Annotated in this window: 11 protein-coding genes and 1 pseudogene; 8 read left to right on the top strand and 4 right to left on the bottom strand. The window is 68.8% G+C overall.

Annotated elements, in window-relative coordinates; all coding sequences use genetic code 11:
- Positions 1-29: 29 nt before the first annotated feature.
- Positions 30-431, bottom strand: coding sequence for a hypothetical protein (locus SOM08_RS17195; protein WP_322469370.1), 402 nt, complete (start codon positions 429-431; stop codon positions 30-32).
- An 82-nt stretch (positions 432-513) separates the two neighbouring features.
- The gene (locus tag SOM08_RS17190; protein ID WP_322469369.1) at positions 514-2,583 is read right to left on the bottom strand and encodes a hypothetical protein; all 2,070 of its coding nucleotides are present in this window, start codon (positions 2,581-2,583) and stop codon (positions 514-516) included.
- Between the two features lie 222 nt (positions 2,584-2,805).
- Between SOM08_RS17190 and dusB the strand changes: the two genes are divergently transcribed.
- The 3 genes and pseudogenes from dusB to purH all read left to right on the top strand — a co-directional run bounded on the left by dusB (position 2,806) and on the right by purH (position 5,681).
- Entirely contained in the window at positions 2,806-3,834 is a 1,029-nt protein-coding gene (dusB, locus tag SOM08_RS17185) for a tRNA dihydrouridine synthase DusB (RefSeq protein ID WP_322469368.1), read from the top strand.
- Positions 3,831-4,068: pseudogene (locus SOM08_RS22525) on the top strand (Fis family transcriptional regulator). The gene dusB and the pseudogene SOM08_RS22525 overlap by 4 nt, the downstream one beginning before the upstream one ends.
- 26 nt (positions 4,069-4,094) lie before the next feature.
- Positions 4,095-5,681 (top strand): bifunctional phosphoribosylaminoimidazolecarboxamide formyltransferase/IMP cyclohydrolase, encoded by a 1,587-nt coding sequence (gene purH / locus SOM08_RS17175; protein WP_322470713.1) that lies wholly within the window; start codon positions 4,095-4,097, stop codon positions 5,679-5,681.
- Between the two features lie 86 nt (positions 5,682-5,767).
- Here the strand turns inward: purH and hemL are convergent, their stop codons facing one another.
- Together hemL and thiD are read right to left on the bottom strand one after the other, a co-directional pair.
- Positions 5,768-7,069: a glutamate-1-semialdehyde 2,1-aminomutase gene (gene hemL / locus SOM08_RS17170; protein ID WP_116959319.1), complete on the bottom strand. Its 1,302-nt coding sequence runs from the start codon at positions 7,067-7,069 to the stop codon at positions 5,768-5,770.
- Between the two features lie 7 nt (positions 7,070-7,076).
- The gene (gene thiD, locus SOM08_RS17165; protein WP_070397330.1) at positions 7,077-8,024 is read right to left on the bottom strand and encodes a bifunctional hydroxymethylpyrimidine kinase/phosphomethylpyrimidine kinase; all 948 of its coding nucleotides are present in this window, start codon (positions 8,022-8,024) and stop codon (positions 7,077-7,079) included.
- A 149-nt stretch (positions 8,025-8,173) separates the two neighbouring features.
- Between thiD and SOM08_RS17160 the strand changes: the two genes are divergently transcribed.
- The 5 genes from SOM08_RS17160 (at position 8,174) to SOM08_RS17140 (ending at position 12,086) form a co-directional block, all read left to right on the top strand.
- Positions 8,174-8,347 (top strand): rubredoxin, encoded by a 174-nt coding sequence (locus SOM08_RS17160; RefSeq protein WP_083292799.1) that lies wholly within the window; start codon positions 8,174-8,176, stop codon positions 8,345-8,347.
- A 93-nt stretch (positions 8,348-8,440) separates the two neighbouring features.
- Positions 8,441-8,842, top strand: a complete 402-nt coding sequence (locus tag SOM08_RS17155) for a response regulator (RefSeq protein ID WP_175442774.1) — start codon at positions 8,441-8,443, stop codon at positions 8,840-8,842.
- Entirely contained in the window at positions 8,842-9,207 is a 366-nt protein-coding gene (locus tag SOM08_RS17150) for a response regulator (protein WP_070397331.1), read from the top strand. Before SOM08_RS17155 ends, SOM08_RS17150 begins: the two co-directional genes overlap by 1 nt.
- Before the next feature lie 24 nt (positions 9,208-9,231).
- Positions 9,232-9,768, top strand: coding sequence for a chemotaxis protein CheW (locus SOM08_RS17145; protein ID WP_322469367.1), 537 nt, complete (start codon positions 9,232-9,234; stop codon positions 9,766-9,768).
- A gap of 59 nt (positions 9,769-9,827) precedes the next feature.
- Positions 9,828-12,086, top strand: a complete 2,259-nt coding sequence (locus SOM08_RS17140) for a methyl-accepting chemotaxis protein (RefSeq protein ID WP_116959323.1) — start codon at positions 9,828-9,830, stop codon at positions 12,084-12,086.
- Positions 12,087-12,111: the final 25 nt, after the last annotated feature.

Raw genomic sequence — 12,111 nt, 5'->3', positions numbered from 1 at the left:
TCGGTCGGCGCGCGGGGCGAGGCATCGCCTCAGAACGCGTTCTTGACCGCCTCTTTGAGTTCCTCCGTGACCACGAGGTGATCGCGGGGCATCTTGCCGCTGTGGATGTCCCGTTGTCCAAGGTTGCCGAGGTGGTCGCGCAGCAGGCCGGTCCATATGGCCTGGGTGCTGCCTTTGTCCGCGTGTTTCTGGTAGGCCGTATCGGCCAGCTTCTGAAGCACCACGCGCGCCGACGGCCGGACGGCCTTCACCGGGGGCGGGTTCGAAGCCGTTCGCAGGGCAATGCCCGACCCTTTGACCTTGCTGGCGTAGACCACCTTGCCCACGGGGGCCTTGAGGATCGCATCGCGCCATTGACTCTGTTGGTTGAAGGGCCCGGTTTTGGGGGAGGCGAACAGCTTGACGAGGGGTTTGAGGACTTTGGCAACCATGGGGCGTTTCCTGGTGAAGGGTGGCTGAGGCGGTGGGACAGATGGCGACGTGGGCGCCGACGGGTTCTTGACGGTGGCTTGTTCAAGCCTGCCCGCGCGAACCTGGGGAGCGGCGGTTGAGCAGTCGCCGGGCCTGCTTGATCCGCTGGTGCGCTTCTTCCTGCTCGGCGTTCTTCGCGGCGTTCTGCGCGGATTTCATGCTGGCCGGAGAGGATTGCAGTCGAGGGCGACCCATTGGGGCATCCGCTTCGGCCTCTGACAGCGCCAGCGGGCCGGGGGTGGCCTGAGGCAGCGGGCGAGGTTCATCGAACTCGAAAAAGGACGGGTCTCCATAGAGTTCGACGTTCGGCATCGCGGCCAACATCGCATCGACTTGTTCGAACGTCGTGCCGTGGGTGTCGGGCAGCGGCCGCCGTTGCGGCAGCGTGGCGGGGCGGGGCGGTGACAGGGGCGTTGTGTCTGAGGCCTCTTCGCCCAAAGGCCCGAGGGTGGGACGGATGTCTTCAAGAAAGCGGCTCAAGTCCTCGTCTGTCGGCACCGAGACAGGCCGCGGCGACCGCACCAGCCGGTCGCTGCCCAGGCCCTGGAGGTGTTCCGACAGCGCGGCGTCGACATCCGGATCGGTCTTCGATGGCGCGAGAGGACGCGGCACGGCGGCGACGCCCCTGGGGTGCTCGGGGGTCGAGAAGATGCGGTCGAAAGTCTGCCGGTCCGCGTCCGACAAGCCGCCCGATGGGTCCCTCAGCGGACCCGCGTCCGCCCTGTCCTGGGGCCGGCGGCGAGGGCTTCTCAGCGGCTTGAACAGGCTGTCCTTTTCAGCCCCCCGGTGGGCCCTGACCCAGGGCTGGCGCGGCGACGCCAGGGTGGGTGTGCCCACAGGGGTGAGCTCGGCGGGGGGTGGGTGGTGGGGGCGGGGCGGGCGGCTCCAGTGCCTGAGCACCGCGCGCAGCTGGGCGTTGTCTCGCGCCAGCAAGGCGAGCGCCGATTGGTGGTTGGCCATCGGGGGGCCCTTCCCATCCGCCAATGCCTTGGCCGTGGCCAGCAGCGTTTCTCCCAGGTCCAGCAAGAACACTTTGTCTGGCGTGGGCAGACCGGCGGGCAGTTGGCCGTCAGCCACGGCGCCCAGAAGATCGCGGGCGGCGGCGGTCAGGTCGCCGATCAGCTGCTCGAAGCAGGCCACGTAGCCTTCGCAGCAGGTGCGCATTTCGCCGAGGTCGCCATCGGACTGCGCCTGCTTGAGCGCCTGCAGGGCGTCGCTGCAGTTCTGCAGCAGGGTCTGCAAGTGCTGGGAAAACCGCAAGGGAGTGAAGGCCTCTTCGATGTCCTGCGGGCACGCCAGGCCCTCCCACACGTCTCGCAACTGCCTGGCCTGAGGCCCATCGGGGCGATCAATTGCCGTTTGAAGGATTTGCAGCAGGGGCGCCAATTGGCCAAGCGCGCCCGCCTGCAGGTTGGCCGGTGGGGGCCCTGCATCGGGTTCCCCTCGCGAGGCCTTGCCGGCCGCTTCGCGGTAGGCGTCCGACAGGGTTTGGGCGTTGTGGGCCATGTGGTCTGGCGCCAGCACCTGGGACGTGGGGAGTTGCGGGGGCCGTTGCCGCTGGTCATCGAACCCTTGCCTGTAGGCCTCATCGGCGCTTCGGGCCCGCGCCGCGGCGTCGCTGCACTGGTGCAGCTGGCGGTGCAGCATGTCCTGGTAGATGTGAAGAGCCTCCTGCACCGGCAGGCCCTTGCCAAGGGGGCGCTGAAGGAGTTGCTCCAGTTGCATGCGGCCCTGCTTCGCGATCTCGGGGCTCAGGCTGTGCTGGTGCTGGTCCAGTGTCTTGAGGAGGAAGGTCAGCGCCTCCGTGCTTGTTTCCGCGAGCTGCCGCCGATGGCTGAAGGGGTTCAATACCCTGGCGATCAGGCCGCCGCGCCGGGCTTTCAGGTCGAGCACGGTGTCCGGGTTCAGCGTCTTGTTCTCTTGCAGGGACAACACGCCACCGGGGTGCTTCTTGTTGATCTTGTTGAGCCTGTCAACAACCGCCTGCAGCGGGTGCTGGCCGGGGGGAAGTTGTTTCTTGCCGGATGAGGCTTTCATGTCGGGATCAGCTTGAGAGCGCCAGAGGTTTGCGGTTGCTCGGGTGCCGCGGTCCAGCAAGGCGATGGACTGCATGCGACAACTGGGTCCCTGCGGCGCGCAATGGGTTCCGTGCCGTCGCCAGGCCATATGGCCGATGGCGGGTCGCCGGCGCTGGCGCTGGCGCGGGCGGCGCCTGCGGTGGGGCTGGCGGCGGTTCGTCTGCTGAAAATTTGAGCAGATACAATCCGCCCTCCGCCGCCGGCCCGTCCCCGGCGTTCCCCTCCGAACCCGCCGTCCAGCCAGTTCCGCCACGCCATGCAGATCGGGGCCCACGTCCTGCCCAATGCCCTGTTCGTCGCGCCCATGGCCGGGGTGACGGACCGGCCCTTTCGCAAGCTGTGCAAGCGGCTGGGCGCGGGCTACGCGGTGAGCGAGATGGTGACCAGCCGGCGCGAACTCTGGGACAGCCTCAAGACCTCGCGCCGCGCCAACCACGAAGGCGAGTCCGCGCCGATCGCCGTGCAGATCGCGGGCACCGACCCCCAGTCCATGGCCGACGCGGCCCGCTACAACATCGACCGCGGCGCGCGCATCATCGACATCAACATGGGCTGCCCGGCCAAGAAGGTCTGCAACAAGTGGGCCGGCAGCGCGCTCATGCAGGACGAGGCACTCGCGATCGGCATCGTCGAGGCCGTGGTGCGGGCCTGCGAGCCGCATGGCGTGCCGGTCACGCTCAAGATGCGCACCGGCTGGTGCGCCGCGGTGCGCAATGCGCCGGTGCTGGCCCTGGCCGCCGAGAGCGCGGGCGTGCAGATGCTCACGGTGCACGGCCGCACGCGCGAGCAGGGCTACAAGGGCCAGGCGGAACACGACACCGTGGCCCACATCAAGAGCCGCGTGCGCATTCCGGTGGTGGCCAACGGCGACATCGATTCCCCCGAGGCCGCGCGCGAGGTGCTGCGGCGCACCGGCGCCGACGCCGTCATGGTCGGCCGCGCGGCGCAGGGGCGGCCGTGGATCTTCCGCGAGATCGCGCACTTCCTGGCCACGGGCGAGCACCTGCCGCCGCCCGCGCTGTCGCAGGTGAAGGGCTGGCTGCTCGACCACCTGGACGACCACTACGACCTGTACGGCGAAGACACCGGCGTGCGCAGCGCGCGCAAGCACCTGGGCTGGTACGTGCAATCGCTGGCCCTGCCCGCGGGCGAGGCCGCGCGTTTTCGCGCGAGCGTCAACGCCACCCACACCATCGATGACCAACGCCGTGTCGTCAGCCAGGCCTTCGATGCCTGGATGGCCGCGGACTTCGGCGATCGCGCCGACTGGAAGCTGGCCGCATGAAAAAGACCAATCCGCTGGACGAGTGCATCCGCGACAGCCTCGAGGGCTACTTTCGCGACCTCGATGGCACCGAGCCCGCCCACCTGTACGACATGCTGGTGAAAGCGGTCGAGCGCCCCCTGCTCGAGGTGGTGATGGCCCAGGCCCAGTACAACCAGTCGCGCGGCGCAGTGGCTGGGCCTGAACCGCAACACCTTGCGCAAGAAGCTGCTCGACCACGGCCTGCTCGACTGAATCCCCAACCTCTCCCCTCCCTTCCCATGCGCGCTCTCCTCTCCGTTTCCGACAAGACCGGCATCGTCGACCTTGCCCGTTCGCTGCACGCCCTCGGCGTGACCCTGTTGTCCACCGGCGGCACCGCCAAGCTGCTGGCCGAGCAGGGCCTGCCCGTGACCGAGGTGGCCGAGGTGACCGGCTTTCCCGAGATGCTCGATGGCCGCGTGAAGACGCTGCACCCCAAGGTGCACGGCGGCCTGCTGGCGCGGCGCGACCTGCCCGAGCACATGGCCGCGCTGCGCGAGCACGGCATCCAGACCATCGACATCCTGGTGGTGAACCTCTACCCCTTCGAGGCCACGGTGGCCAAGGCCGGCTGCACGCTGGCCGACGCGATCGAGAACATCGACATCGGCGGCCCGGCCATGGTGCGCAGCGCCGCCAAGAACTGGAAGGACGTGGCCGTGCTCACCGACGCCTCGCAGTACGCGGGCGTGGTCGAGGAGCTGCAGGCCAGCGGCAAGCTCAGCGACAAGACGCGCTTCGGCCTGTCGGTGGCGGCGTTCAACCGCATCAGCAACTACGACGGCGCCATCAGCGATTACCTGTCCTCCATCGCGTTCGACGCGGCGGACGAGGTGCCGAAGCGCAGCGCCTATTCGGCCCAGGCCAATGGCCGCTTCATCAAGCTGCAGGACCTGCGCTACGGCGAGAACCCGCACCAGACGGCCGCCTTCTACCGCGACCTGTACCCCGCGCCGGGCTCGCTGGTCACCGCAAAGCAACTGCAGGGCAAGGAGCTCTCGTACAACAACATCGCCGATGCCGACGCCGCCTGGGAATGCGTCAAGAGCTTCGACGAGCCGGCCTGCGTCATCGTCAAGCACGCCAACCCTTGCGGCGTGGCCGTGGGCGGCGGCCCGCTGCAGGCCTACCAGAAGGCCTTCCAGACCGACCCGACCAGCGCCTTCGGCGGCATCATCGCCTTCAACCGCCCGCTCGACGGTGCGGCGGCCGAGGCCATCAGCAAGCAGTTCGTTGAGGTGCTGATGGCGCCCGCGTATTCACCCGAGGCGCTGGCCGTGTTCAAGGCCAAGGCCAATGTGCGCGTGCTGCAGATCGATCTGCCGCCCGGCGGCCCCACCGCCTGGGACAAGGGGCTGAACCTCTCCGACGTGAAGCGCGTGGGCTCGGGCCTGCTGATTCAGTCGGCCGACAACCACGTGCTCCAGCGTGAGGACCTGAAGGTGGTGACGACGCTGCAGCCCACGCCGCAGCAGCTCGAAGACCTGCTGTTCGCCTGGAAGGTGGCCAAGTTCGTCAAGTCCAACGCCATCGTCTTCTGCAAGGACGGCATGACCATGGGCGTGGGCGCGGGGCAGATGAGCCGCCTCGACTCGGCGCGCATCGCCAGCATCAAGGCGGGCCACGCGAATCTCTCGCTGCAGGGCACGGCGGTGGCCAGCGACGCCTTCTTCCCGTTCCGCGACGGCCTGGACGTGGTGGTCGACGCCGGCGCCAGCTGCGTGATCCAGCCCGGCGGCTCCATGCGCGACCAGGAGGTCATCGATGCCGCGAACGAGCGCGGCGTGGCGATGGTGTTCTCGGGTGTGCGGCACTTCCGGCACTGAGCTGGCGCGGGCCCGCTGCCCACACCCCGACAAACAAAAAGGCCGCCCTCGGGCGGCCTTTTTGTTTGTCGGGGCGAACCGCAGCCTCAAGCCGCCAGCTGCCTGAACACCGCGCTGGCCGCCGCCACCGTGTCGGCGATGTCCTGCTCGCTGTGGGCCGCGCTCACGAAGCCGGCCTCGTACAGCGCGGGTGCGATGTAGACGCCGCGCTCGAGCAGGCCGTGGAAGAGGGCGTTGAACCGGGCGCCCTCGGTCTTCATGACGGCCTGGTAGTTCTGCGGCAGTCCGGGCATGAGGAAGAAGCCGAACATGCCGCCCTCGGCGTCCACGCTGAAGGGCACGCCGGCCTGGTCGGCCGCGGCCTTCAGTCCATCGACCAGCTGACGCGTGCGCGCCGACAGGGCCTCGAAGAAGCCAGGCCGGCGGATCTCGGCCAGGGTGGCCAGGCCGCAGGCCGTGGCCACCGGGTTGCCCGACAGCGTGCCGGCCTGATAGACCGGGCCCAGCGGCGCGAGCTGCTCCATCACGGCGCGCTTGCCGCCGAAGGCCGCCAGCGGCATGCCGCCGCCGATGACCTTGCCCATCACCGTCATGTCGGGCTCGAAGCCGGGGAGCTGGCGCGCGTAGACGCTCTGCGCGCCGCCCAGGGCCACGCGAAAACCCGTCATGACCTCGTCGAACACCAGCAGGGCGCCGTGCCGGGTGCACAGCTCGCGGCAGCGCGCCATGAAGGGCAGGCTGGCGCGCACGAAGTTCATGTTGCCGGCGATGGGCTCGATCATCAGGCAGGCGATGTCGGCGCCGTGCTCGGCGAAGGCGGCGTCGAGCTGCTCCAGGTTGTTGTACTCGAGCACCAGGGTGTGCTGCACCACCTCGGGCGGCACGCCCGCGCTGGTGGGGTTGCCGAAGGTGGCCAGGCCCGAGCCGGCCTTGACCAGCAGGGCGTCGGCGTGGCCGTGGTAGCAGCCCTCGAACTTGATGATCTTGCGCCGGCCGGTGGCGCCGCGCGCCAGCCGGATCGCGCTCATGCCGGCCTCGGTGCCCGAGCTGACCAGGCGCACCATCTCCAGGCTGGGCACCAGGGACACGATGGCCTCGGCGAGCTCGACCTCCCGCTCGGTGGGGGCGCCGAACGAGAAGCCGTCGAGCGCGGCCTTTTGCACCGCTTCGAGCACGGCGGGGTGGCCGTGGCCCAGGATCATCGGACCCCAGGAGCCGATGTAGTCGATGTAGCGCTGGCCATTGGCGTCCCAGAAGTGGGCGCCTTGCGCGCGCTGCACGAAACGCGGCGTGCCGCCGACGGCGCGGAAGGCGCGCACCGGGGAATTGACGCCGCCGGGGATCAGGGTCTTGGCGCGCTCGAACAGGTCCAGGTTGCGGTCGGGCATGGGTCGCTCAGTGTCGGGTGGTGTCCAGGGGGAAATCGCCCGCGTCCAGCGCGCTGTCGGGCGGCGCGGGATCGGTGGCGGACTCGTCGGTGGCCTCGGCGTCCTCTTCGTGGGCCCAGAACAGGCGGTCGGGCACCGCGTGGCCCATACCGGGCTGGAAGCCGGCGTCCAGGCACTGGTCCAGGTAGGTCAGGGCCTCGGCGCAGGCGGTCTGCAGGTCGGCTCCGCTGGCGATGAGGGCGCACAGCGCGGCCGACAGCGTGTCGCCGGCGCCGGCGAAGGTGGCCTCGAATCGCTCGTAACGCGCGGTGGCCAGCACGGTCTCGGGCGAGGCCAGGTGGCTTTCCAGGTGCTGGTCGGCCGCGTTGAAGCCGGTCACCAGGGTGTAGGGCACGCCGTGCACCGCCGCGGCGCGGGCGACGTCGCGTGGTCCCGGCGGGCGGTCACCTTCCCACTCGGGCAGCAGCCAGCGGCACAGCGTGCTGTGGTTGCCCACCAGCACGGTGGTCTGCGGCAGCAGCAGCTCGGTGCAGGCGTCCAGGTAGTTCTCGATGTCGAGCTCGTCCCACCAGGACAGGTCGGGCATGTAGGTGATCACCGGCACTTCGGTGTAGTCGCTGGTGATCTGGGCCACGGCGCTCAGGTTCTCGGGCGTGCCGACGAAGCCGACCTTGATCGCCCGCACGGGCATGTCCTCGAGCGCGCAGCGCGCCTGATCGACCACCGCCTCTTCGTCGAGGCTGAAGTGGTCGCGGATCGCGGAGGTGTCGCGCACGTAGGCGCCGGTGACCACCGGCAGCACGTGGGCCGACGCGCTGGACATGGCCGTCAGGTCTGCGCTCAGGCCGCCCGCCCCGCTCGGGTCGTTGGCGTTGAAGCTCATCACGCAGGGCAGGGGGGATTCGCCCGGGGCCGTGGCCTCGCGGACGACGGAGGAATCGTCGGGATCGGACATGGTGGGGGGATTGTGCGGCCTGCGCTGGCCCGCAGGCACTGTGGTGCGGGGGCCTCTGGCGCCGTCCACTCGCCTGTGAAATGACACCGCAGAGCGCTTGAACGGGCTGGATACAATCCTTGCATTCTACGATACAGACCACAAAAACCATGAGCGACAGCAAGACTTGGATGTGCCTGATCTGCGGCTGGATCTACGACGAAGCAGCAGGAGCACCCGAGCACGGCGTACCTGCCGGCACCCCCTGGGCCGACGTTCCGATGAACTGGACCTGCCCCGAGTGTGGTGCCCGCAAGGAAGATTTCGAGATGGTTCAAATCTGAGCGGACGGTGGCCAGGGGGCCGTCGATCCGTTGTCCGGGGTCCGGGCGGCGCCGCCGCATCGGGCCCGATAGTGGTTGAGGAGCCCGTCCATCGTGAGTGCAACGCCTGCCCTGAAGGTTCTCGTCGTCGACGACAGCAACACCATCCGGCGCAGCGCCGAGATTTTTCTCAAGCAAGGCGGCCATGAAGTGCTGCTGGCCGACGATGGCTTCGACGCCCTGGCCAAGATCAACGACTACCAGCCCGACCTGATCTTCTGCGACATCCTGATGCCGCGGCTGGACGGCTATCAGACCTGCGCGATCATCAAGCGCAATGCCCGCTTCGCCAGCATCCCGGTCGTCATGCTCTCGTCCAAGGACGGCGTGTTCGACAAGGCCCGCGGCCGCATGGTCGGCTCGCAGGACTACCTCACCAAGCCCTTCACCAAAGACCAGCTGTTGCAGGCCGTGCAGCAGTTCGGCGCCCATCTCAACGTCAACGGAGTTGCCTGATGCCCATCCACAAGATCCTCGTCGTCGATGATTCGAAGACCGAGCTGCTGGTCCTGTCGGATCTGTTGACCAAAAATGGCTACACGGTGCGCACCGCCGAGAATGCGGACGAGGCCTTCCGTCGTCTCGGGGAGGAAAAGCCTGATCTCATTCTGATGGACGTGGTGATGCCCGGCCAGAATGGCTTTCAGCTGACCCGCGCCATCACGCGCGATCCTCAGTATTCGAGCATCCCCATCGTCATGTGCACCAGCAAGAACCTGGAGACGGACCGCGTGTGGGGCATGCGCCAGGGGGCCCGCGACTACGTCACCAAACCGGTCAACGGCGAAGAACTGCTTTCCAAGATCCGAGCGCTGGCCTGAGGCCGTCGCCCGAACCGCACCAGCATGGCCAAACGACAGTCGCTGAAGGAGCTCCAGGAACGGCTGGCCCAGCGCCTCACGGCAGCGAAGACCGAAGCGCTGACCGCGACATGGCTGGCCATCGAGGCCGGCGGTTGCCGCTACCTGTTGCCGCTGGTGCAGTCCGGCGAGATCTTTCCGTGGTCGGCGGTGCAGGTGGTGCCGTACACCAAGCCCTGGTACCTCGGCGTCGCCAACCTGCGCGGCGGCTTGCATGGTGTGATCGATCTGGCCGGTCTGGTGCAGGGGACCGCCCGCGCAGCGGGGCGCGCCACGGAGCGGATCACCTCCGAGTCTCGGCTGGTGAGCCTGCACGGCGCCCTCGGTCTGAACGCGGTGTTCTGGATCGATCGCCTGCTGGGCCTGCGCAACCCCAGCGCTTTCAGCGCCCTGGGCGAGCGCCCGGCGGACGCGCCCGGCTACGTGACACGCGTCCTGGTGGACGCACAGGGGCAGGATTGGCAGGAACTCGACCTGCAGCTGCTCGTGAGCGAACCCGAATTCCTGGCCATCGCGGCCTGACGGCGCCCCACCCGGCACCCGACGTTTTTGTTCACCCGTTGTGAGTTGGAAGGTAAACCATGGCCACGCTTGATCGATTCCAAGGGCTGTTCTCCAAGAAGAACAAGGAGGCGGATGAGCCTGACCTGGCCGGCGTGACCGATCAGGAGATCGCGGAGCTTGCAGCGGCCCGCCTGGCGCCCGACGCCAACACGGGGGATCTGGACGACAACCTGCTGATCACCGAGGACGATGGCGAGGTCGCCAAGGACGCGCTGGTCTCGCTGCCCATCCTGGGCCGCCGCCCGGCGGAACAGCACCAGCGCTCGCTCGCGGTGCTGCTGGCCTTCGCGCTGCTGGTGCTGGGCGCCATCACGTTCTTCGTGCTGAGTCAGGCGGAAAAGATCAGCCAGCAGGTGGCCGCCAGCGGTCAGGCGCTGATGCAGTCGCAGCGTCTGGCCAAGAGCGTGTCGCAGGCGCTGGTGGGCAGCCCCACCGCCTTCCCCGAGGTGCGCGACAGCGCCAGCGTGCTGGCCACCAGCGTGCGCGGCCTCAAGCAGGGCGACAGCAACATGGCGATCGAGCCGCTGGGGCCGGAATACGGCGGCGCGCTCGACGACCTGCTGCCGCGCATCGACGCCGCCGAGCGCAACGCCTCGGCCGTGCTGGGCCAGCAGGCCACGCTGACGCAGGTGGGCGCCGCGCTGCGCACCATCAACCGCCAGTCGTCCGACCTGCTGGAGATTGCCGAGACGATCTCCTCCCTCAAGCTGCAGCAGAACGCGCCCGCCGCCGAGATCTCCGCGTCCGGTCAGCTCGTGATGCTGACGCAGCGCATCGGCAAGTCGGCCAACGAGTTCCTGACGCTGGAAGGCGTGAGCCCCGAGGCGGTGTTCCTGCTCGGCAAGGACCTGATCACCTTCAAGGAAGTGGCTGACGGCCTGCTCAAGGGCAGCGACGAGCTGCGCCTGGGCGCCGCCCGCGACCCGCAGGTGCGCGAGCGCCTGCAGGCCCTGCTGCAGCGCTACGAGGAGACCCGCGTCGAAGCCGGCGCCATCCTGGGCAACCTGCAGGGCCTGGTGGCCGCGCGCGAGGCGCAGGCCGCCATCGTGGCCGACAGCGAGCCGCTGCGCGTGGGCCTGGAGAAGCTGCAGCAGGACCTCTCCGGCCGCTCGGGCCTGGGCGGCGGCCAGCTGCTGGCCCTGGCCCTGTCCACGGTGTTCGCGCTGCTGTGCGCGGGCGGCCTGGCCTACGTGCAGCTGCAGGACAGCCGCCAGCGCCAGATGATGGCCGAAGGCCAGCGGCTGTCCGCCGAGGCGCAGGAGCAGGAAGCCAAGCGCGTCAACGACGCCAACCAGGCGGCCATTCTTCGCCTCATGAACGAACTGCAGACGGTGGCCGAGGGCGACCTGACGCAGGAAGCGACCGTGACGGAGGACATCACGGGCGCCATCGCCGACTCGGTGAACTACACGGTGGAAGAACTGCGGTCGCTGGTGGGCAACGTGCAGGCCACGGCCACCCGCGTGGCGCAGACCACGTCGGCGGTGGAAAACACCTCGACCGAGCTGCTGGCGGCCTCCACCGAACAGCTGCGCGAGATTCGCGAGACCGGTCAGTCGGTGCTCGACATGGCGCAGCGCATCAACCAGGTGTCCAGCCAGGCGCAGGAGTCGGCCCAGGTGGCCCGGGCCTCGCTGCAGGCCGCCGAATCCGGCCTGCAGGCGGTGCAGGACGCCATCGGCGGCATGAACGCCATCCGCGACCAGATCCAGGAAACCTCCAAGCGCATCAAGCGGCTGGGCGAGTCCTCGCAAGAGATCGGCGAGATCACCGAACTGATCTCGGACATCACCGAACAGACCAACGTGCTGGCCCTCAACGCCGCCATCCAGGCCGCGTCCGCCGGTGAAGCGGGTCGGGGCTTCTCGGTGGTGGCGGAAGAGGTGCAGCGCCTGGCCGAACGCTCGGCCGACGCCACGCGCCAGATCGCGGCGCTGGTGAAGGCCATTCAGACCGACACGCAGGATGCCGTGGCCGCCATGGAGCGCTCCACGCAGGGCGTGGTGGCGGGGGCACGGCTGTCCGACAACGCGGGCACCGCGCTGTCCGAGATCGACCGCGTGTCGCGCCGGCTGGCCGACCTCATTGAGCAGATCTCCACCGCCGCCTCCCGCGAAGCCGAATCGGCCAACGAGGTGGCGGGCAACATCCAGCACATCTTCGCGGTGACCGAACAGACCGGCGAGGGCACGCGCTCCACGGCCCAGCAGGTGCGTGAGCTGTCGGCCATGGCCGAAGAACTGCGCCAGTCGGTGGCCCGATTCAAGATCGCCTGACGGCGGACCGCTGGAACCCATCAGG

The organism is Hydrogenophaga sp. SNF1 (assembly GCF_034421675.1).
GTDB classification, from domain to species: Bacteria; Pseudomonadota; Gammaproteobacteria; order Burkholderiales; family Burkholderiaceae_C; genus Hydrogenophaga; species Hydrogenophaga borbori.
The sequence above is the reverse complement of the archived record's forward strand: the minus strand, read 5'-3'. Positions and strand labels throughout refer to the sequence as shown.